This window comes from Bifidobacterium olomucense, from assembly GCF_012932375.1.
Lineage (GTDB): Bacteria > Actinomycetota > Actinomycetes > Actinomycetales > Bifidobacteriaceae > Bifidobacterium > Bifidobacterium olomucense.
Window position 1 is genome coordinate 329,998 of record NZ_JAAIIG010000002.1, and the last position, 21,131, is coordinate 351,128.

Annotated in this window: 16 protein-coding genes; 11 read left to right on the top strand and 5 right to left on the bottom strand. The window is 59.5% G+C overall.

Annotated elements, in window-relative coordinates:
- Positions 1-51: 51 nt before the first annotated feature.
- Entirely contained in the window at positions 52-1,653 is a 1,602-nt protein-coding gene (locus tag G1C97_RS03365) for a bifunctional folylpolyglutamate synthase/dihydrofolate synthase (protein WP_169240525.1), read from the bottom strand.
- Positions 1,654-2,588: 935 nt separating this feature from the next.
- Here G1C97_RS03365 and G1C97_RS03370 point away from each other — a divergent pair.
- The 4 genes from G1C97_RS03370 to G1C97_RS03385 all read left to right on the top strand — a co-directional run bounded on the left by G1C97_RS03370 (position 2,589) and on the right by G1C97_RS03385 (position 6,074).
- A complete protein-coding gene (locus tag G1C97_RS03370; protein ID WP_240950986.1) occupies positions 2,589-3,581 on the top strand; it encodes a hypothetical protein in 993 nt (330 codons plus the stop codon).
- A 169-nt stretch (positions 3,582-3,750) separates the two neighbouring features.
- Positions 3,751-5,346, top strand: coding sequence for an aminopeptidase P family protein (locus tag G1C97_RS03375; protein WP_169240526.1), 1,596 nt, complete (start codon positions 3,751-3,753; stop codon positions 5,344-5,346).
- A 57-nt stretch (positions 5,347-5,403) separates the two neighbouring features.
- Positions 5,404-5,550 carry a hypothetical protein gene (locus tag G1C97_RS03380; RefSeq protein ID WP_169240527.1) on the top strand — a complete coding sequence of 49 codons (147 nt, stop codon included), beginning with the start codon at positions 5,404-5,406 and terminating at the stop codon, positions 5,548-5,550.
- A 2-nt stretch (positions 5,551-5,552) separates the two neighbouring features.
- On the top strand, positions 5,553-6,074 hold the full coding sequence (locus G1C97_RS03385; RefSeq protein WP_169240528.1) for an NUDIX hydrolase: 522 nt from the start codon (positions 5,553-5,555) through the stop codon (positions 6,072-6,074).
- A 144-nt stretch (positions 6,075-6,218) separates the two neighbouring features.
- On the opposite strand, the gene G1C97_RS03390 is transcribed toward G1C97_RS03385, so the two are convergent.
- Both G1C97_RS03390 and nagB read right to left on the bottom strand, forming a co-directional pair.
- Positions 6,219-7,529 carry an N-acetylglucosamine-6-phosphate deacetylase gene (locus tag G1C97_RS03390; RefSeq protein ID WP_169240529.1) on the bottom strand — a complete coding sequence of 437 codons (1,311 nt, stop codon included), beginning with the start codon at positions 7,527-7,529 and terminating at the stop codon, positions 6,219-6,221.
- Between the two features lie 144 nt (positions 7,530-7,673).
- Positions 7,674-8,486, bottom strand: a complete 813-nt coding sequence (gene nagB / locus G1C97_RS03395; RefSeq protein ID WP_169240530.1) for a glucosamine-6-phosphate deaminase — start codon at positions 8,484-8,486, stop codon at positions 7,674-7,676.
- 249 nt (positions 8,487-8,735) lie between these two features.
- On the opposite strand from nagB, the gene G1C97_RS03400 reads away from it, so the two are divergent.
- The 7 genes from G1C97_RS03400 to G1C97_RS03430 all read left to right on the top strand — a co-directional run bounded on the left by G1C97_RS03400 (position 8,736) and on the right by G1C97_RS03430 (position 17,458).
- Positions 8,736-9,860, top strand: coding sequence for an ROK family transcriptional regulator (locus tag G1C97_RS03400; RefSeq protein ID WP_169240531.1), 1,125 nt, complete (start codon positions 8,736-8,738; stop codon positions 9,858-9,860).
- A gap of 149 nt (positions 9,861-10,009) precedes the next feature.
- Positions 10,010-11,224 (top strand): ROK family transcriptional regulator, encoded by a 1,215-nt coding sequence (locus G1C97_RS03405; RefSeq protein WP_169240532.1) that lies wholly within the window; start codon positions 10,010-10,012, stop codon positions 11,222-11,224.
- 70 nt (positions 11,225-11,294) lie between these two features.
- Entirely contained in the window at positions 11,295-12,191 is an 897-nt protein-coding gene (locus G1C97_RS03410) for a carbohydrate kinase family protein (protein WP_169240533.1), read from the top strand.
- 281 nt (positions 12,192-12,472) lie between these two features.
- Complete coding sequence (locus tag G1C97_RS03415) at positions 12,473-12,862, top strand: VOC family protein (protein ID WP_033496225.1); 390 nt, start codon at positions 12,473-12,475, stop codon at positions 12,860-12,862.
- Positions 12,863-12,991: 129 nt separating this feature from the next.
- On the top strand, positions 12,992-14,374 hold the full coding sequence (fucP, locus tag G1C97_RS03420) for an L-fucose:H+ symporter permease (RefSeq protein ID WP_205832503.1): 1,383 nt from the start codon (positions 12,992-12,994) through the stop codon (positions 14,372-14,374).
- 375 nt (positions 14,375-14,749) lie between these two features.
- Positions 14,750-16,048, top strand: coding sequence for a glycoside hydrolase family 125 protein (locus tag G1C97_RS03425; protein WP_169240535.1), 1,299 nt, complete (start codon positions 14,750-14,752; stop codon positions 16,046-16,048).
- A gap of 177 nt (positions 16,049-16,225) precedes the next feature.
- Complete coding sequence (locus G1C97_RS03430; RefSeq protein ID WP_169240536.1) at positions 16,226-17,458, top strand: AGE family epimerase/isomerase; 1,233 nt, start codon at positions 16,226-16,228, stop codon at positions 17,456-17,458.
- 98 nt (positions 17,459-17,556) lie between these two features.
- Here the strand turns inward: G1C97_RS03430 and G1C97_RS03435 are convergent, their stop codons facing one another.
- Both G1C97_RS03435 and G1C97_RS03440 read right to left on the bottom strand, forming a co-directional pair.
- Complete coding sequence (locus G1C97_RS03435) at positions 17,557-18,672, bottom strand: LacI family DNA-binding transcriptional regulator (RefSeq protein ID WP_169240537.1); 1,116 nt, start codon at positions 18,670-18,672, stop codon at positions 17,557-17,559.
- A gap of 181 nt (positions 18,673-18,853) precedes the next feature.
- Positions 18,854-21,079 (bottom strand): glycoside hydrolase family 3 protein, encoded by a 2,226-nt coding sequence (locus G1C97_RS03440; protein WP_169240538.1) that lies wholly within the window; start codon positions 21,077-21,079, stop codon positions 18,854-18,856.
- Positions 21,080-21,131: the final 52 nt, after the last annotated feature.

Consider the following 21,131-nt stretch of genomic DNA (forward strand, 5'->3'; position numbering starts at 1 on the left):
CTGTTCCGTTACCTGATGATGGCTACCGGCTGATGACGCGAAGTCTTCGCGCTACCGCACATCGGATTCGGTCGTCTCGGTCCCGTCATCGCCATGCTGCTGCGCGGACGCATGCCCAAGGCCGAGCACATCGAACACATCGAAATCGTCGGGGCTCACCTGATCGTCGAGATTGTCGGCCGCTTCCTGGTCATCGGCATCTTGCCGGGTCTGTTCGCCATCGGGATCGACCACCGGCTGATGAATCGCCATCGCCTGCTGCATCGTGGGGCTGGCGTGCTCTTCAAGCATTGTGCGGGCATCTCCGGCGGTCACGAAGCTGCCGCAGATGAGCACGCCGTGACCATATCCCACACCCAGCTCATCCTCGGCATCTACCATGTTCACGGCGGTCTGGATGGCGTCCGGCAGGTTCGCCTCCTTGACCACGCGGTCGCGGCCGAATACCTCCACGGCGATCTTCTCCAGCTCGTCGGCTGGCATCACACGATCACGCCACGAATTTTCGGTCACCACCACGGAACTCAGCATCGGTTCCAGCACACCGAGGTACTCTTCGACCTGCTTGTCGCGCATCATGGCGACCACGCCTACCAGCTGCTTGAAATCGTAGGTCTCCTCAATGGCCTTGCGCAGGGCTTCGGCGGCATTCACGTTATGCCCGCCATCCAGGATGATGGTGGGCGAGGTGCGAATCTGCTCGATGCGGCCCGGAATCTTGACCGAGCTCAAGGCTTCGGCCACCAGATCGCCATCCAGAGGACCGTTGACCGGAATGACCACTTCGGCGGCGGCGAGCGCGGCAAGCGCGTTATGGGCCTGATGCTCACCGAACTTGGCGATGGGCACGCCCTCATAAGTGCCGTTTGGCGTGGTAAGCGTGGCGACCTGTCCGCCGACTGCGGCCATACGGTCGGTCACGGTCATCTCGTATCCGTCACGTACCAGCGTGGCATGGTTGCGCGCGGCAGCCTCTTCGATAATCGGCATTACCGCTTCTTCATGCGGCTGAGGACCGATCACGGCGGTGCAACCGGGTTTGATGATGCCGACCTTCTCGCCCGCGATCTTCTCGACCGTATTCCCGAGCCACTGCATGTGGTCCATATCCACCGGGCCAATGATGGCGGCGTCCGCGTTGAGTACATTCGTGGCGTCCCATGCGCCGCCCATGCCGACCTCTACGATGGCCACGTCCACCGGAGCATCGGCGAACTTCCATATGGCCATGGCGGTCAGGACCTCGAAGAAGCTCATCTTCGGTTTGCCCTGCTCTTCCATTTTGGCGTCCACAAGCGCCACAAGGTCCTTGGTCTGGTCCCAGATGTCGATGAAATCATCATCAGAGAGCTGCTGGCCGTCGATGCAGATACGCTCGTTGACCTTCTCCAGATGCGGCGAGGTGTACAGGCCGGTACGCATACCATAGGCACGGCAAATGGCCTCGGCCATGCGGGCGGTAGACCCCTTGCCGTTAGTGCCGGTGATGTGGATGACGCGGAACGACTGTTCAGGGTGTCCCAACAGGTCAAGCATCAGATTCATGCGATCCAGATCGAGATTGGTGGTGTTATGCTCCGGCGGACGGCTCATGATATCCAGCTCAACGTCTCGGATCGTCTCATTGTTCCTGTTCGGATGCTCGAATGACATACCGCCTGTTCCTCCTCTTGACCTTCTGTCTGATGCCTTCTGCCTATGCCGCCTGATTCGCCGTCGGCCTTGCCGCCACGTTCGTGCGACATTCGCATCAGCTTCCGACAGTCGCTCCTTTCACCGGTCGCTGCGGCCCATTCCCATGGTCCGGTCATCACGCCGTGTGGAATGCCTATAGGCAAACTTCACTCATCTTAGCCGTCGGGGTGGTTTATCGGCTTAAGGCATAGTCTTTTCATCACCTCCATCCCTTTCACCTCCTTCATCGCTCAAAGAGGATTCTGCCGTCCTTACCCCATAATCCACCGCCCGCTCCGCCTTCATATCGATTAATCGAGCGGTGAATCAGGCCATCATGCCGATTATGATGGCTCATCATATTGCGATGGCTCATCCAATCAGGCCGATCAGATTAATGGGATCCAATCCGATCCAATCCGATCCAATCAGAGCCCCGGCAAAGCGACGTCAGCACAATAGCTCCTGGCAGAATACCGTCTGCAAGCGGCGCTTTTGACGTCTCACAGCCAGACTTTGGCATGCTAAACCCTCCAGAGCACCATGTAGCGACGTCACCGTGCCAGACAATGGCCCGAATGCCCCATTTGAGGCGCTTATACCGTGGCCGTCATGCCAAAACGTGGCGCACTCCCCTCCTATCAGCACTACAGCGAAGGTATCGTGCCGCATAATGGCAAGCATCGCCTCCAGCGCGTATACATATGTTCGATTACCCCGCGATTACCCCCCGATCAGTCTTCTTCAGGATTCTTTCGGGCATCATCAAGCTGAATTATCCACATTCGTCACGCAATGTCGCAATCCGCTGCATTCCAACGCTGCACGCACCAAGAACGGGTTGACTATGAAGCTGGAACCACATAAGCGGGATCGGCTCGTGATCTGCTGCGCCAACAGATACCGTTACCGTCATGAGAACACACAAAGCCATAATGCAGCTGCTCCAAGATGCGCAAGCCGAACGCCGATGCGCATACTCACATATTCCCTCAGAGCAATCGGCACTGCAGCGTCGCGCGCAAGCAGGGGAACTTGTCAATACCTATCGAGGCTCCCCCAGCCTCTATTCCGACTCATCGTATTGGAACCGGCTTACGCCGCCCGAGCAAACGCTGCACATCGCCAAAGGATTGGCACACGTGCATCCGGATTGGATATTCAGCGGTCTGACGGCCGCAACCGCATATGGTTTTGAGCATCAGTGGTGTCTGCATAACGGATCAGTCTCCATTGCGACGCGGCATCACGGTACGCAGCGGCTCCACCAAGGGCTTAAGCGTGTATATATGCCAAGGGCCGTTGCACATACGAGACGGGATTCCGCCACTGGGTTGCTATTGGTTTCGCCTGCCCATGCACTTATCGAATGCGCCCATGAGTATGATTTCCGTTTCGCGTTGCCTTTCTTCGATTCAGCTCTCGCACGAGGGGTCACCGTCGAAGAAATCATAAAAGCCTACGGCAAATCGCACCATAGCATCGTCCCGGTCTTTCACCTGTTGCAGCAAGCGAATCCTCGTAGCGAGAACGGAGGCGAATCCTTGATGCGCGGAACCATATATGAGGACCGATTCGTCATGCCGCGCATTCAGGTTTCCGTCAAGGATCCGAAAACCAGTTCGGAATACCGGGTGGATTTTGTCTGGCGGCTAAACAACGGACGTGTCGTAGTCGCGGAATATGACGGAACGCAAAAATACATAGATCCGTCCATGACCGGCAATCGCAGCATCCAGGAAATGATTGTCAAGGAACGCGAACGAGATGACGGATTACGGCGCGCCGGAGCTACTGAGATACTCCACGTTACTTATCCCGAAGTGATTGATCGAGTTCCGCTGCACCTGAAACTGTTGAAAGCCGGAATACCCCGTAGGACCGGCACGACGGCCGGTATGTCATGACTCGCATACGTCACCGGCCTTTCCTCGGCGACATCTTGCTGGAACTCGTCAAGACAAGAGTTCGAGATTGTACAACCCGGTACCTTGGCTTTCTGAATTACAGGGGAAGCTTGACGGGCGGGTGACTACTATGGGAACGGTAACATGAGACTCTTCCAAAGGAGTATTGATGGGTGAGGTAGTCACCGAGAAGGACAAGGAATACGAGGCCGAAGAGCGTAAGGCAGCTCCTGGCGCCGATCAGGCGATGAGCGATCGTGTGAACAATCGCTCGTTGCGCCCCCGCTCCGAGGCCTTCAAAGATTTCATGAAGTCCGGCTGGGCGGATGACGAGCCCGATATCGAACCCTTGGAATCCTCCAAGTTCACGCCCGCACGTCTTGCCGCGCTCGGCAAGGCCTTCCCCGGTGAACGTCTGGTGATTCCCGCGGGTCAGCCGAAAGTACGCAACAACGATTGCGATTACATGTTCCGTCCGGATACGGCCTTCGCCTACTACACCGGTCTGGGTGTAGATTACGAGGCCGGTGCTGTACTGGTGCTGAACCCGGTGGATCCGGATTCCGAAGAGGCCAAGGCCGGTCAGACCCATACGCCGGAACTGTTCGTGGCACCGCGCGCCGATAATTCCACCACGGACTTCTTCATGAACCCGCATTATGGCGAGTACTGGGTGGGACCGCGTGCCGGCTTGAAGGAAATGACTGCCATGACCGGCATCGAAACCCACGATATCGCTCAGCTCGCCGATGCGCTGAGCAAGGATGTCGGTACGGAAGCTGGTGCTGTTCGCGTCCGCGTGATGCGTGAGACCGACCCGCAGATCACCGCCTTGGTCGAGTCGATTCGCGAGGCCAATGGCGCAGCCGATCCGGACAAGAACGCCGCTTCGGACGATAAGCTGCACGAGTTCACGTCTGAAGCGCGCATGGTCAAGGACTCCTACGAGATCAATGAGATGCGCAAGGCCGTGGACGCCACCAAGCATGGTTTCGACCGTCTGCTGTCCTCGCTGCCGTCCGCGCTGGATAAGCCGCGTTCCGAGCGTATTCTTGAGGGCGCGTTCAACGCGGTCTCCCGCGAACTGGGCAATGCAGTGGGCTACGACTCCATTGTGGCTTCCGGCCCTCACGCTCCTATTCTGCATTGGATGCGCAACACCGGTGTGGTGAAAACCGGTGACATGCTGCTGGTGGACGCCGGCGTAGAGGTCGATTCCCTTTACACGGCCGACATCACCCGCACCTTCCCGACCAATGGCAAGTTCACCGACCTGCAGAAGCGCCTGTATCAGGCGGTGTTGGATTCCCAGCAGGCCGGATTCGAGGCTGCCAGGCCCGGTGCCACCTACTCCGACATCCACCACGCTTGCATGCGCGTGATCGCCGAGCGTCTGCACGATTGGGGTCTGCTGCCGGTCAGCGTTGAGGAATCCCTCTCCCCCGAAGGCCAGCAGCACCGTCGTTGGCTGGCCTGTGGTGTGGCCCATCATCTGGGTCTTGATGTGCACGACTGCGCGCAGGCTCGTTTCGAGGCCTATCAGGGCGCGCCGATTCGTCCGGGCATGATCTTCACCATCGAGCCTGGCCTGTACTTCCGCGAGGATGATCTTCTCATTCCGCCGGAGTACCGCGGCATCGGCATCCGCATCGAGGACGACGTGCTTATGACCGAAAACGGTCCTGAGTGGATTTCCGCCGGCATCCCGAAGGAAATTGACGACGTTGAGGCTTGGATTGCCGACCGCGCCGCCGCCACTAAGTAACGAGAATTCCGGCTCCCCTCAACAAGGGGAGCCATTTTGTGTAGAAAGGCGGTAATCATGCCAACACCAGAATTCGTACTCAAGCTACGTGAAAAGATCGGCCATGCTGAGCCGTTAAGTAAACAGTCCAGTGGACTGTTTACAGGCGAAGTGAGCGGCTGCACCACAAGCAGCCGCGAAGGATCATGGCCGGAAGAAAGATAATCATGCCAACACCAGAATTCGTACTCGAACTACGTAAGAAAATCGGCCATGATCTCCTATGGCTTAACGGCGTAACTGGCTGCGTGCTGAACGACCAAGGTCAGTTGCTGCTCGGCCGTCGCTCGGATACCGGCGAATGGGCCATGGTTTACGGCATCAACGAACCCGGCGAGCAACCTGCGGATACCGTCGTACGCGAGATCAAAGAGGAGACCGGCGTGGACGCCATCGTCACCGATCTGGTGGCCGTGACCTCCTCCGATAGGGTCATCACCTATGCCAATGGCGATAACACCATGTACATGGATCATTCGTTCCTGTGCAAAGTGAAGCCCGGCGGCAATGCCAAGCCATTCGTTGGAGACGAGGAGAGCCTCAACGTCGGCTGGTTTGATGTAGATGACCTTCCTCAGCCTCTAGCCGAAAGTACGGTGGAACGCTTGCAACTATTCCAAAAGTACATCACGAATAAGCAACACGGGGACGCGCACGCGTTCTTCCGTTTCGACGGCAAGCAATACTGACATTTCAGACTGCCCTGTTCGTCGAACAATACGATTGAGGGAGCCACGGCATCTGAACCGCGGCTCCCTCAATCGTTCTGGTCATACCGGGCAATACGACCGGCACACGCCATCATGCAGCTACTCCATGGAATGGAGCACGCACTACCTCACCCGGCGACCGGCGCACCAAACGTGCTCGACCTTCCAGCTTGCCGCATCAAGCAGGTTGAAATCACCTGCGAATCCGGGAGCGATCAGGCCGAGCGGAGCTCCGGTCACAGCATTGGGCTTGTCGAATCCGAAGGCGCGCGCCGGGGTGAGGGTGGCGGCCTCGACGGCGGCGACCGGACTGAAGCCGAGTTCGTTGACCGCGCGCTGGACCGCGACCTCCAAGGTAAGCGTGGAACCGGCGATGGCGCCGTTGGACACGAGCCGGGCGTGGCCGTCGATGACGTTCACGTCGAGTTCGCCGAGCTTGTACGCGCCGTCGGGGCAGTCGGTGGCGGCCATGGCGTCGGTGACGAACGCGATGCGGTGGGGCGCCAGTCCGAAGCCGAGCTTGACCATCGGGTTCTGCACGTGGAAGCCGTCATTAATCAGCTCGATGGTGACGCGCGGGTCCTCGACGGCGGCCGGGATGGGACCGGGTTCGCGGTGGTGCAGGCCGTTCATCGCGTTGAACATGTGGGTCATGATGCCGGCGCCCGCGTTGAAGCCGGCCTGGGCGGTGGCGTAGTCGGCGTCGCAGTGGCCGACCGCGGGCACCACGCCGGCGGCCGCGAACTGGCGGATGGCACCGATGCCGTGCTCAAGCTCGGGGGCGATGGTGATCTGGCGGATGCAGCCGAGACGCCCCGCGGCGGGGTCGGCGCCCGAGGCGTCGAGCATGGCTCCCACGAGTTCGGGTACCGGGTCCTTGAGACAGTTCGGGTCGTGCGCGCCCTTGCGCTTCAGGGCGAGGAACGGGCCTTCGAGGTGGCAGCCGAGGATGTCGGGGCGGGTGGCCATCTTCTCGTGCACGGTGCGGATGTTGCGGCAGATCACATCCATCGGGTTGGTGATGAGCGAGAGCACCTGACGGGTGGTGCCGTGGACCGCATGGCCGGCGCGCGCCACGTCGATGCCGTCAGGGCCATCGTCGAACGACTTCTCCCATGCGCCGTGCGAATGGATGTCCATATAGCCGGGCGTGAGGATACGGCCGGCCGCGTCGATGACCGCTCCGTCCGAGCCCGATGGAGCGGCCGGGTCTATGCCGACCGTGCGGCAGGCATGCTCGAACGCCTCCTCGCCGGTGCCGTCCGCGGCCGCGGCGCCCGTGGCCACAATCACGCCTTGCGCGTCCGAAACCACCCAGTAGCCGGATTGCTCGCCACGGGCGTCCACCTTGCGTGCCCCGCGGATCGCGACCGGCTTGGCCTCGCCCTCCAACGCCGCCGTCACTTGGGCGACGATTTCACTTCTGTCCGCCATGTTTCCTGATGCTCCTTTGCCTGCAAGCTTGGGTAAAGCCCCCCATGCGCGACAACAGCCGCCGCCCCGACCACTGATTCCCATAAGAAAACAGGCATACCGCGGCAACGGCTGATTATCGCGCACGGTAAACGTATCGTCCGATCAGATGCCCTGCCAGGCAGGCTTGTGCGCGAAGGCGTAACGATAGTAGTCCTTGTGACGCAGACGGCTGGCCGCCTCCTCGTCGATGATGATCGTGGCGTGCGGGTGCAGCTGCAGCGCGGAGGCCGGGCAGAACGCGGAGACGCCGCCCTCGACGGTCTCCTCGATGGCCTCGGCCTTGCCCGCGCCGAACGCGAGCAACACGAGGTGACGGGCCTTCAACACCGTGCCGATGCCCTGCGTGATGCAGTGGGTGGGCACCTGGTTGATGTCGTTGTCGAAGAAGCGCGCGTTGTCGATGCGGGTCTGCTCGGCGAGGGTCTTGACGCGCGTGGCGGATGCCAGCGAGGAGCCGGGCTCATTGAAGCCGATGTGGCCGTCGGTGCCGATGCCGAGGATCTGCACGTCGATGCCGCCTGCGGCTTCGATCGCCGCGTCATAGGCCGGGCCGGCGGCGGCGATCTTGTCGCCGTCCTCCAGCGGGGCACCGTTCAGCACGTCGCCGGGCACGTGGACCTTGGCCGGGTCAAGTCCCAAAGGTTCCACAACCGTGCGGTGGATGGTGGAGTGGTAGGACTCCGGGTGTGTCAGCGGCAGACCCAGATACTCGTCCAGCGCGAAGCCACGCACCTGGGAGACGTCGATGTGCTCCTCATGCACGATCTTGGCAAGCGCCTGATAGGCCGCCAATGGGCTGGAACCCGTAGCGAGGCCCAGCACCGCGTTCGGCTTGGCCTTGATAAGGTCCGCCACGCAGCGGCCGTAGATTTCGCCCGCTTCGGACTGATTCTTCACAATGATGATTTCCGACATCGGTTTTTCCTTCTTATCTGCAACGCAATCTGTTGAACGTGGTACGGAGCCATCTTCGACCCGTTAATTGTTAATAATACTTACAATTAAAAATTTCGCGAGTTTCCACGGTGTTTCGCTTCGTTTTTCATCGGTAAACTGTGTCATGTTAGTATCATTCACTTGTCTACGCATATCGCAGACAATCGCCACGCACATGCCCGCCACAGTCGGCTCGCCGCATACGTGGCGCAGCGACCGGGAGGAATCATGCCGCAGTTTGCCCTCAACCCAACACCCGACGGGCATAACGGCAAGGCTTCTCCCGCAGATGCGCGCAGACGCAATAGGCAGCTGATCTTCTCTCTGCTCTTCCCCACCAACCAATACTCCCGCGCCGAACTGGGAAGGCGTACCGGGCTGAGCCGCGTAGCGGTCTCCGAAGTCGTCAGCCAAATGCTGGAAGAAGGGCTGCTGCGCGAAACCGGTCAGGCACCCAGCACAGGCAAAGGCAAGCGGGGCACCCTGCTGAGCGTCGACACCGACCGGCTACGCATCATCAGCCTCGATCTGACGCAGGAGTTCCTGCTTCACGGCGCAGTAACCAATCTGCTGGGCCAACCGTTACGCCATACGGAAATCGCCTTAGAACCGAATGCCATCGTCTCCATAGCCGACATCATCGCTCTTATCGAAGAGACGCTGACCATGGCCGATGGACCGGTCATCGGCATCGGCATCGCATCCCCCGGCGTGATCAGCAACGGCGTGGTGCTGTCCGCAACGATGCGCGGATGGACCAACGTCGATCTGCGTACACCCATCGAAACACATTTCGGCATCGACGTCACCGCCGGCAACGACGCCACCGCAGGCATGCTCACCGAACGATTCTTCGGCAAGGGCGGCTCCAACATGCTGTTCGTGCGCATTGGACGGGGTATCGGCTCGGCGGTATTGCTCAACGACGCCCCCATTATCGGCGAATTGCACGCCGCCGGAGAAATCGGACACATTTCCATCGACCTTCACGGACCGCAATGCCCCTGCGGCAAGCGAGGATGTCTGGAGACCCTGATCTCTGGAGCGGTATTGCGCAAACAGATGGAATCCGCCGCACGCGACGAACAGCAGCGCATGCTCACTCAAGCCGGATACCGTCTCGCCCAAGCCCTCGCCATGCCGGTAGGGTTGCTGGACCTGGCGGATGTCTGCGTATATGGCCAGCCGGACATCGTCAATCCGATATTCATCGATGCAGCGCAACAGTATATGGATGACGCCACGGCCTCGGCCTTCCATAAGCACACGACGATACGCCGGTGCGAATGTGGTCCGGACATCACGATTCAAGGTCAGGCGATCGCTGTCGTGCTCCATCACCTTGCCAAGTAGTGCGTCACCTCATCACACTCCTGCCCACTCCGCGACACGCCGATACTAAGTTGATTGCGTGAATCAATTAACGTAGTTAATATCTTAATCAAGTTCAGATTCGAAGGCGAGCGGACGTTAATCGCAACGACGCAAGGCAAGGAGGACACATGGCAGACGAAGCCAATCATGCTACATCCCAAGCCAGCGTCTCCGAATCCAACCGCTCACGTATCGTCAAGCACCTCTATCACTACGGCATCAGCTCGCGAGCGCAAATCGCCAAAGCCTTGGAACTCACCCCGGCCGCCATCACCAAAATCACCGCACGACTCATCGAAGCCGGCATGATCGAGGAGGCAGGGGATCTCGAAGGCTCGAAGAACCGTCGCTCAATCGGTTTGAAGCTTGATACCGCACGATTCCATATCATCGGCATCAAGTTCGCCCGTTCGTTGGTGCAGATCGGCGTATTCGATCTGTGCGGCAACGCCCTGAGCTTCGAAAACCTGCCGACTGTCTACGACAACACCATCAACGACACCATCGCCATCATCCACCAGCGAGTCAATGGTCTGCTCACCGACGATCCCGCCATCGTGGCCATCGGCATGGCGGTTCCCGGCCCGTATCTCCGTCACGTCGGGCGCACCGCCGTGGTTTCCAGCATGCAAGGCTGGCGCAAGATCAACTTCATCGATGAATTCGCCCACGCTTTCCGTGTCCCGGTGTTCATCGAACAAGACGCACGCGCCGGGGCACTCGCCCACTTCCTGTTCGATCCCGACGTGCACGAAGACGGCAATCTCGCCTATTATCTGGTCGGCGAAGGCGTCGGCCTCGGCGTCATAGACAATGGCTTCCTTATCAACGGCGCACTCGGTGCCGCCACCGAGATAGGGCATATCTCCATCGACGTCAACGGCAGACCCTGCGACTGCGGCAACTACGGATGCCTGGAGCGCTACTGCTCCACCCCTTCCATCCACACCATGCTGATCGGCGACGGCAAGATCGTTCCCGACGCCGCCGAAATGACGCACACCGACGCCACCCGGGCACTGTTCGCCAAGGCGAACGAAGGCGACGCCTGCGCTTGCGCGATGGTGCGCACCATCGCCCGATATGTAGGCTACGGCTGCGTAACGATATTCAACGGCTTCAATCCCAAGCACATCATCATCGGCGACATCGTGTCCGAAGCCGGACCGATGCTGCTTGAAGAGGTGCGCGCCACGGTGGCCGAGCGAGCCATCCCCGAAATCAACGAATCCACGTCCATCACCCTGTCCGCGCTATCCGCCGATGCGGCGGTTTCCGGTGCGGCCGCCGTTGCGGTCACCCAATTCCTGGAACACCCTTCCGTGTTCTTCGACTTGTCCTGAACGCGACACCCCACTGAAAGATTTCCATTCGAAAAACACCAAACAAGGAATCAAAGGAAAGGAACCAACCATGACCACCCCGATCGTCCTGAGCCTTGGCGAACTGCTGTGGGATATGCTGCCGAGCGGAAAGCGCGCCGGCGGCGCCCCCGTCAACTTCGCCTACCATGCAATGAAGAACGGCACCGAAGGCTGGGCAATCAGCGCGGTCGGCGAAGACGAGCTCGGTGACGAGCTGATCGCCAAGGCCAACGAAGCCGGCATCAACACCGTCATCCAGCGCAACGCATGGCCGACCTCCACCGTTGAGGTGGCGCTGAAGAACGGCATTCCGGAGTACACCATCGTCAAGAACGTGGCTTGGGATCACATCCTGTACACCCGCCAGCTCATCGACGTGGTCTCCAAGGCCGACGCCATCTGCTACGGCACCTTGGCTTTGCGCTCCCCCGAAACCCATGCCACCATCACCGAGCTGCTCAAGCACGCCAAGCCCGGCGCCATGAAGTTCTTCGACATCAACCTGCGTGGAGACCACTACTCCAAGGAGCTCATCGAAGAGCTGCTCGGTTACGCCACCGTCTTCAAGATCAATGACGAAGAGCTGCTTCTGCTGCGCGACATGTTCGACATTCGCGGCACCTCCGGCGAAGACGCCTCCCGTTGGTTCATCGAGGAGTTCAACCTGGACTACGTGATCCTGACCGCCGGTTCCGCCTACTCCACCATCATCTCCCGCAAGGGTGAGTCCTCCACTGTGGACACTCCTCACGTCACCGTGAACGACACCGTCGGCGCTGGCGATTCCTTCTCCGGCACGTTCACCGCACGCATCCTGCTGGGCGATTCGCTGTCTGAAGCACATCGCAAGGCCGTCAACACCGCCGCTTTCGTGTGCACCCAGGCCGGCGCATGGCCCGAGTACCCGGCCGCGATGCCTGATTATCTGGCCGAAGCCGGCAAGTAATCCGCCACACCCGCAATTCAACACTGACGGCATTCATGCGGGTACAGACGATGTTGGCTGTACCCGCATAGCCCCTCCCCTTTCCGCCTCCCCCGCACGGCACACAGCAATGATGCGCACGCCACTTGGAGGCGACGACTGCGATTCGTCGCATACGAACCTTACGAATTCCATGCAACAGACGCGTGGCATTCGTCGGCTTTCCGCGGACGTTGCAGTCACCTTGTTATTGCATCAGCACACACCGCCGCCGTATTCGCGGCATATACAAAGGAGTTATCATGTCCATTCGCGATACCGTCACCGGAGTTCAGCATGTCGGCATCCCCACCACCGATCTTGAGGGCACCATCGCCTACTACGAGAAGCTCGGCTTCGAATGCCTCGGCATCTACCCCAACGGAGAAGATCGTTGCACCTTCCTGCGTCTGAACAATCTGACGCTTGAAGTGTGGACCATGAACCCCACTCCGATGGAAAATGGCGCAATCAACCACTTCGCGCTCGACTCCACCGACATCGAAGCCTCGTTCGCCGAAGCGCAGAAGCTCGGCCTGAACTTCGTGGAAGGCTCTATCCAGCACATCGATACCTTCTGGGAGCACGGCATCCGTTACTTCAACGTGCTCGGCCCCAACCACGAGGTCATCGAGTTCTGCCAGATCATGTAGGTCGACGTGCCATAGCGCCGGCAGAGATGCGCCACGCACACGCCGGCGCTATGGCACCCCTCATGGGTCAACAGTTTTCAGTCATATTCAACCGTTCAAGTCCATATGGAGAAAAAGGGATACACAATCATGGACAAGACCACATCCAAGAAAGAGGCGTGGGTAGAAAGCTCCGACGGCTACCTTGACCGTACGCCCGTTCTGCAGTTCGCGATGACTTCGATCCTGTTCGCGTTCTGGGCGATCGCCCAAAGCCTCAACGACGTACTGATCACCCAGTTCAAGCCGGTGTTTGAGCTGACTGATATGCAGACCGCTCTGGTGCAGTCCGCATTCTATGCCGGCTACTTCATCATCGCCATCCCCGCTTCGCTGTTCATCAAGAAGACGAGCTACAAGGCGGGCATCATGACCGGCCTCGCGTTCTTCGCGCTCGGCTGCTTCATCTTCTTCCCGGCCTCGCGTCTGATCACATACGAGGTCTTCCTGTTCGCCATCTTCGTTGAGGCCATCGGCCTGAGCTTCTTGGAGACCTCGGCCGACACCTATGCCACCCTGCTTGGCCCGAAGCGCCTGAGCACGCTGCGACTGAATGTGGCGCAGACCATGAACGCACTCGGTCTGATCACCGGCGTGCTGCTCGGCAAGTTCTTCGTGTTCCAGGATTCCAACCTGCACACCCAGATGGAGGAGCTGCGCAAGACCAATCCGCAGGCCGCTCTTGACCTCGCCTCCGAGCAGCTCGGCCGTACGCTGCAGCCGTACATCGTGGTCATGATCGTCATGCTCATCTTCATCGCGCTGTTTGCGGTCGTCAAGTTCCCGAAGTGCCGCCCGCAGACCAAGGAAGGCGATGTGGCCAAGGCCAAGCTCGGCGAGACCATGACCTATCTGGCGCACAACGGCCGCTTCTGGCAGGGCATTGCGGTCCAGTTCATCTATATCGGCGCGCAGACCGGCATCTGGTCGTTCACCATGCGTCTGGTGCTCAACGTCGCCGACCAGACCGGCATCAAGGTCACCGACCGCGACTCGGCCAACTACATGATCATGAGCTACATCGTCTTCTTCGTGGGACGTATCTCTGCCAGCTACCTGCTTTCGAAGTTCCGCGAGACTCGTGTTCTGGCGGTGTACATGGTCGTCGGCTGCGTGGTGCTCATCGGCACGGCATTCGTACCGGGCATGGCCTCTGTCTGGCTGGCCGTACTGGTCTCCCTGTTCCTCGGCCCGGGCTGGCCGACGATCTACTCTCGTACCTTGAAGACCGTCGAGGATCGTCGCCACACCGAGACCGCCGGTGCCATCATCGTGATGGCTCTGGTAGGCGGCGCCATCCTGCCGATGGCTCAGGGCGCTCTCTCCGACGCCACCTCGATGCAGTTCTCCTTCATTCTGCCGGCCATCGAGCTGCTGATTGTGGGTCTCTACTTCATCAGCGAATTCAAGCGCGATAAGTACACTCCGGCTCAGCTCAAGGAAATGACCGAGAAGGGCGAAATCGCCAACTGATTCACCGGTTGCGACGTCAGTCCATGGCTGCGGCCGCATGACAGCCGAACAAGCGACCAGCCAACGCTGACGGCGCACAAGCCAATCAGCATAACAGCGATAGGGCATGGGCCTTCCGCTATACGCATTGCGTGCGGAGAGCCCATGCCCTATTGCTATGCCCTATTGTTTGCGCCCACTCCCCACCGTTCATCGTCCGCTGATTGCCGCCGAGCTATTTACCGTCGCCACGCGTGGCTCCGGCCCTGGACCAGCCTAAGCATGCACCTGTGGCGTGTCGATCAACTAAACCGGTTTAGAATGGTGCCGTCCCTGAGATGTATCCCTTGATCTCACATTCATACCAACCAAAGAAAAACAAAGAAGTTGACTGTTATGAGCACAGCCCCAGTCCCGAAGTCGGTTTCGGACTTCATGCAGCACATCACCGAACTGTGCGGCACCGAACACGCCCGTTGGGCCGAGAATTTCAATGCCTGCTTCGCCAACACGCTGACCACCACCGTCCGTCGACACGACGACGGAACCACGTTCCTGCTCACCGGCGACATCCCCGCCATGTGGCTGCGCGATTCGACCGCGCAGGTCCGTCCGTATCTGGTGCTGGCACAACACGATCCCGAGTTGGCGGACATGATCTGCGGACTGGTGCGCCGACAGTTCCGATACATCAACATCGACCCGTATGCGAACGCCTTCAACGAGGAGCCCAACGGCAATACCTGGGACCCGCACGATCAGTCCAACTTCTCCAGCCCGTGGCTGTGGGAGCGCAAATACGAGGTGGACTCCCTGTGCTACCCGATTCAGCTCGCATGGCTGCTCTATGCCAACACCGGACGCACCGACCAGTTCGACGATGAATTCGTCTCCGGCGTGCGCAAGATCCTCGACGTCTTCGAAACCGAACAGGATCACTCAAAGTCGCCGTACTTCTTCATTCGTCAGACCGACCTGCCCACCGAAACGTTGGACAACGATGGCAAGGGCTCACCCGTCGCCGTCACCGGCATGACCTGGTCCGGATTCCGCCCCAGCGATGACGCCTGCACCTATCACTATCTGGTACCGGCGAACATGTTCGTCGTCGTGGTGATGGAGTACCTCGAACGCATCTTCGGAGAGGATCTCCTCAACGACCCCGCAATCGCGGAGCGCGCTGCAGCCCTGCGCTCGTCGGTGAAAAACGGCATCGAAACCTACGGCAAGACCACGAATCGCGCCGGCGAAACAATCTACGCCTTCGAGACCGACGGCCTGGGCAACTACAACATCATGGCGGACAGCAACGTTCCCGACCTGATGGCCGCACCCTACTTGGGCTACTGCGCCACGGACGACCCGGTGTATCTCGCCACGCGCCGCACGATACTCAGTGACGAAAACCCGTACTATTACGAGGGCAAATATCTCAAGGGCATCGGCTCGCCGCACACGCCGCCACGTTACGTCTGGCCGATCGCGCTGTCGATCGAGGCGATGACCAGCGCGAGCAAGGAATTCGAAGCCGAGACCCTTGACCGTCTCGTAGCCACGGACGCCGGCACGCATCTCATGCATGAAGGCATCGACGTGGATGATCCGACCAAATACACACGCGAATGGTTCAGCTGGTCGAACATGATGTTCTGCGAGCTGGTCATGGACTATTTCGACATTCGCGTGAAGCGCTGATGACCTTTCCATCCACGGACGAACAGTGGGATGTGCAATGCGTCACAGCCCATATTCCGTGCTTGAAAAATACCCAAGCCGTGGAATACTAGACCACGGATGGAGTGCGTGCGGTCACGTTCCACAACGAATCACACGCACGACGTATCTCTCCCAAGGAAGGAAGGAATCCAACCAATGACCAATCCCAAGTATTCTCTCGGCACCGAAGCCAACCGCATTTTCATGGCCTCCGAGACCTATGAGCTGTTGAAGTTCGGCACCGGATTCCCCGCCCCGAACGGCGGTTCCGGTTGGCTGAACGGGGACGGTTCGCTGGATCCGTCCCAAGGCGTGCAGACTTGGATCACCTGCCGCATGGCTCACGTGTATTCCATCGGAGCGCTGCTTGGCTACCCCGGCGCCGGCGAACTGGTCGACAAGGCGCTCAATGGCCTGACCGGCATTCTGCACGATGACGAGCATGGCGGTTGGTATCCGCAGATCAACGAGGACGGCTCCCCCACCCCGGACAAGATCTGCTACACCCACGCCTTTGTGATTCTCGCAGCATCCTCCGCGCTGTTGGCCGGGCGTCCCGGAGCCAAGGAGCTGCTGGACGAGGCTCTGAAGACCTTCAACGAGCGTTTCTGGGATGACGAGACCGGTCTTGCCGTCGACACATGGAACACCGAATTCACCAAGCTGGATCCATATCGCGGCCTCAACGCCAACATGCACACCACCGAGGCCTTCCTCGCCGTGGCGGATGCCACCGGAGACAACACCTACCGCGTACGTGCCGGCCGCATCATCGATCATGTCATCGGCTGGGCGAAGAACAACGAATGGCGCATCCCCGAGCACTTCAACTCCGACTGGTCCATCAACCTTGAGTTCAACGCCGACAAGAAGGATGACCAGTTCAAGCCGTACGGCGCCACCCCCGGCCACGGCATCGAATGGGCTCGCCTGATCACCCAGTGGGCGCTGAGCTCCTTCGCCAACGCTGAAGGCGCAGAGCCATACATCGAGGCCGCCGAGCTGCTGTTCGCCCGTGCCGTGGCCGATGGCTGGAACGCCGATGGCACCGTGGGCTTGGCCTACACCACCGACTGGTCCGGCAAGCCTGTGGTCACCGACCGCATGCACTGGACGCTTGCCGAAGGCTTGAACACCTCGGCGACGCTGTACGCGGCCACCGGCAAGGAGGAGTACGCCAACTGGTACGCCACCTTCGCCGAATACGTGGATGAGCATCTCATCGACCATGAGGGCGGCTCTTGGTTCCACCAGCTCGACAAGGACAACAAGGTGATCGGCACGGTATGGCCGGGCAAGTCCGACCTGTACCACGCCTTCCAGTCCACGCTCATCCCGTTCCTCGATCCGGCTGTTTCCGTCGCGACGGCCGTCAAGAACGCTGAGTGATACGAATTTCAGAGCGACGCTCTTTGAGCAAAAGATAAGGGCCGCAACTCCTACCTATTGTTGGAGTTGCGGCCCTTGCCGTACATAGCGCCGTAAGGCTAGTTGATGCTTCGCGCAGTACTGTCGCGCACCACCAAGCTCGGCGTGAGAATCTTGCGATTGCCTGAGACTTTGTCCCCCGCGAACATCTTAAGCAACAGTTTGGCGACTTTGGCACCGTATTCGCTGGCGTCACGATGCACAGAAGTGATTGAAGGGTAGGCGGCTTCGCATACGAAGCTGTCCTCGAAGCTCACGATCGCCGGCAGGTTGAACGGGTAACGTGGCCCCGACAATTCCCCGACGCCTTGCACAGTCCGTTCATAGTTGTCCAGCACATACCATTCGGTGATGGAGTGCAGACTCGCCGCCGCCAGCGTCTCGCTTTCGTAGATGAACGCCGTGGGCGGATTCGACGACTGCAGCAGGGCCAAGGTCTGTTCGCTGGCTCGTTCCGCATCAAAATCCGTATATTCCACGTAGATGGATTCAAGGCCGTTCTTGACTGCGAATTCACGGAAGGCCGCCTCACGGCCACGCGAATAGTCCAGCGTGGGATCGCCGGAAAGATAGGCTATGCGGCGATGCCCCATGGAACGCAGATGGTCAAGAATCGTATCCATCGTTTTGGAATCGTCGATGGACAGCGAAGGTATCAGATTGTTCGGGTCAGGACCGCCGGCAAGCACCGCAGGCATGCCCATTGACGTCAGCAGTTCGGGACGGGGATCATCCGTGCGCAGGTCGACCAGGATCACACCGTCCACACGCTTGCGTGCAGACCAATCACGATACACCGCAGCCTCTTCTCTGGCGGAAGAGCACGGCCGGTACAGCAGACCGTAGCCTTTACGGCTCAGCGAAGCCTGTACACCAGCCATGAAATGCAGCATGAACGCTTCCTCGTTCAATCCCTGCTTGAATCGGGCCGGGGCAAAGCCCACGGTCATCGTTTTCGAGGAGCCCAGCGCCTGAGCGGCGTAGACCGGCGTCCAGCCGAGTTTGGCGGCCGCCTCCTTGACTCGCCGCTTGGTTTCGGCCGAAACGCCAGGTCGATCGTTGATGGCGAATGATACCGCAGTCTGCGATATGCCCAATTCATCGGCGATATCCTTCAGGCTGACGCGCGTAGTCCCTGCACCGGAGGTTTGGGAGGGCTCCTTCGAAGACTTCATCGTCCACTCCTGTCTTTGGTAGGGGTCAGCATGACCAACCTGTCGCACCACTGTTATTACGGCTGCACGCACTGCGATCTGACGATGCGACCAACAACCATGGCTGCCCCGTTCGCATCGTTGAATACGGTTTACCAGCAGTATACCGAACGGCAAACTAAACTAATTTAGTTCATCCCATTCAGCGTCGTACAGTCACGGCAGCACAGTCAGCCTGATCCAACACGGAGAAGCTCACACGCACCTCGCCATCCCCGCAATCAGCCAGATGCTCCACAGGCACAGTGAAGCATGCTTCGCAATGCTCGCTCGGCATTAAATCGAGATACGTGGAATCGACCAGCATCGACAGTCGCGGAATACGATGTCCACCGGTGCAATGGGCAAACAGGTTCAATGCACCCTGTGCCTTACGCTCACCGGCTTGAATATCCGCAACAACCATAACCGCATCGCGCTGCGCCCAAGCCCGGACATCAGTAACCGTCACACCGTCCAGCGCACCCTTGCCATAGCCAAAAGCGCACAATACCGGTTCGACGGCGTCTTTATAGACGTGAGCGGCGCTTTGCCGGTCGTTATAGCGAACCGGAACAGCTCCGGCGAATGCGGGCAACGTGACCGGCAACCGTCCAGGCATCGTCGCACCGGCAACAAGGGCATCGGCAACCACCTGCGGCCCGAACTGACCGGCATAGCCAGCCCAGACCGTCATGGCGGACAATGCCTTGACACGAGTCAGCACATGCGCACGTCCGCATACCGCTACGGATATGATCGGCGCATCGGTCAAGGTACGAATCTCGTCGAGCATCGTATCCTGACGCCACGGCAGACTGATATCAGCCAGATCAACGCCTTCGCCACAGGTTGCGCCATATTCGGCCACAGCCTTTGCCGCACCGTTGTTGTCGAACTCGCTATCGTAGCTGCGCTCGCTGGTGCCGCCGCAGACGAATACCACCGTTGCCGCCTTATTCCAGATTTCCGACGCCAGATCCGAGGGTGAGGCGGCAAGATGCACCCGCTGCGCTCCAAGCCGATCACGCAGTTCTCGATAGATGCTTGAACGTTCCTCCGGACGCACCGGTGCGGTGTAGTCACCCACGAAACAATCGAAATCATCCGCGAAAGGTCCTGCGACGACAACATCGCCGGCGATGCCGTCGAGCGGAGCCGCAGCCGTCCCAGTCTCACGGTTGTCGCTCAGCAATGTCACGGTTTCACGCGCGATGCTGCGGGCGTGTTCACGTCCTTCCTGCAATGCGTATTCGATCTGTCCGGTCTGCGGCACTGGTATATCGGCAAGGTTCTTGCCTTCTTCCGGCAGCAGACCGAATCGCGATTTGAGTTCGAGCACACGACGCAACGACGCATCGACCGCGTTGGCTACAGCTTCGTCATCGGCATATTCCACAAGATGAGTGAAGCCTTCGTCCCATAGTGATACGTCAACACCTGCAAGCAGCGCGGCACGACCAGCGGCCGGAATGGAGCCGGTCATGCCTTCGAGACGGTCCACGGCCACACCGTCGGCCATCACGATGCCGTCAAAGCCAAGAGTTTCTCTCAGATAGTCTTTGAGCAACCACGGGTTGGCACAGCAAGGTACTGAATCGATGTCGTTGTAGGCGGCCATGAAGCCCCAAGCGCCGGCCTTGGCGCCGGCCGCAACCGGTGCCAGATGAATCTCATGCAGATCATGTTCGCCGAGCACCGCGGATTGTCCGTTGCGTCCTCCGACCGCCTCGCCTTGCGCGGCGAGATGCTTGAGCACCACGGCCACTCCCCCGTTGCCGACCTTGGAGCGATTGTCGCCTTGCATGCCCAATACGATGGCCTCGCACAGGCGAGATGCCATCAGCGGGTCTTCACCAAAGCATTCCTCGCAACGTCCCCATCGTGGGTCACGGGCAATGTCCAGCCCGGAAACCAATGCGATATGGATGCCGCTGGCCGCCAATTCCGCAGCGACAGCCGCTTCGGCTTCTCGCACGGCTTGCGGGTCAAAGGTCGCGCCAAGTGCAAGATTCGTCGGCAACACGGTGCCGCCCAGTGCCTGATGGCCGTGCGGCGCCTCTTCACTGAGCAGCACGCCGATGCCATGACTGCCTCGTTCCAGCACGGTCTGCTGGATCAGGTTCACCGCTTCCGCTCGTTCTTCAGGACGAATGCCGTTGCCCCAATGCTGGCCCGACCAGGGGTCAGCACGCAACAGTCCGTACAAGAGACCGAGCCCACCCCAACGATCGATTTCGCGTTTGAGTTCATCAGTGGCAATAAGCCGACCGGCTGAATCTCGGGTCACTGTTTTCCAGCCGAGCAGCCGCTGATTGAGCTGTCCGACCTTTTCGGTGAAACTCATCTGTGCGATGATGCGTTCAATGCTCTGCTGGCTGCTGGCCATATTGTTCTACCTCGCTGTAGTGCTGATTTCCCTGATAATGAGGTGAAAGGGA

Excerpts from the sequence above, each read along its gene's own strand:
- G1C97_RS03365 (WP_169240525.1), bottom strand. The coding sequence starts at position 1,653 with ATGTCATTCGAGCATCCGAACAGGAACAATGAGACGATCCGAGACGTT.
- G1C97_RS03370 (WP_240950986.1), top strand. The coding sequence starts at position 2,589 with ATGAGAACACACAAAGCCATAATGCAGCTGCTCCAAGATGCGCAAGCC.
- G1C97_RS03375 (WP_169240526.1), top strand. The coding sequence starts at position 3,751 with ATGGGTGAGGTAGTCACCGAGAAGGACAAGGAATACGAGGCCGAAGAG.
- G1C97_RS03380 (WP_169240527.1), top strand. The coding sequence starts at position 5,404 with ATGCCAACACCAGAATTCGTACTCAAGCTACGTGAAAAGATCGGCCAT.
- G1C97_RS03385 (WP_169240528.1), top strand. The coding sequence starts at position 5,553 with ATGCCAACACCAGAATTCGTACTCGAACTACGTAAGAAAATCGGCCAT.
- G1C97_RS03390 (WP_169240529.1), bottom strand. The coding sequence starts at position 7,529 with ATGGCGGACAGAAGTGAAATCGTCGCCCAAGTGACGGCGGCGTTGGAG.
- nagB (WP_169240530.1), bottom strand. The coding sequence starts at position 8,486 with ATGTCGGAAATCATCATTGTGAAGAATCAGTCCGAAGCGGGCGAAATC.
- G1C97_RS03400 (WP_169240531.1), top strand. The coding sequence starts at position 8,736 with ATGCCGCAGTTTGCCCTCAACCCAACACCCGACGGGCATAACGGCAAG.
- G1C97_RS03405 (WP_169240532.1), top strand. The coding sequence starts at position 10,010 with ATGGCAGACGAAGCCAATCATGCTACATCCCAAGCCAGCGTCTCCGAA.
- G1C97_RS03410 (WP_169240533.1), top strand. The coding sequence starts at position 11,295 with ATGACCACCCCGATCGTCCTGAGCCTTGGCGAACTGCTGTGGGATATG.
- G1C97_RS03415 (WP_033496225.1), top strand. The coding sequence starts at position 12,473 with ATGTCCATTCGCGATACCGTCACCGGAGTTCAGCATGTCGGCATCCCC.
- fucP (WP_205832503.1), top strand. The coding sequence starts at position 12,992 with ATGGACAAGACCACATCCAAGAAAGAGGCGTGGGTAGAAAGCTCCGAC.
- G1C97_RS03425 (WP_169240535.1), top strand. The coding sequence starts at position 14,750 with ATGAGCACAGCCCCAGTCCCGAAGTCGGTTTCGGACTTCATGCAGCAC.
- G1C97_RS03430 (WP_169240536.1), top strand. The coding sequence starts at position 16,226 with ATGACCAATCCCAAGTATTCTCTCGGCACCGAAGCCAACCGCATTTTC.
- G1C97_RS03435 (WP_169240537.1), bottom strand. The coding sequence starts at position 18,672 with ATGAAGTCTTCGAAGGAGCCCTCCCAAACCTCCGGTGCAGGGACTACG.
- G1C97_RS03440 (WP_169240538.1), bottom strand. The coding sequence starts at position 21,079 with ATGGCCAGCAGCCAGCAGAGCATTGAACGCATCATCGCACAGATGAGT.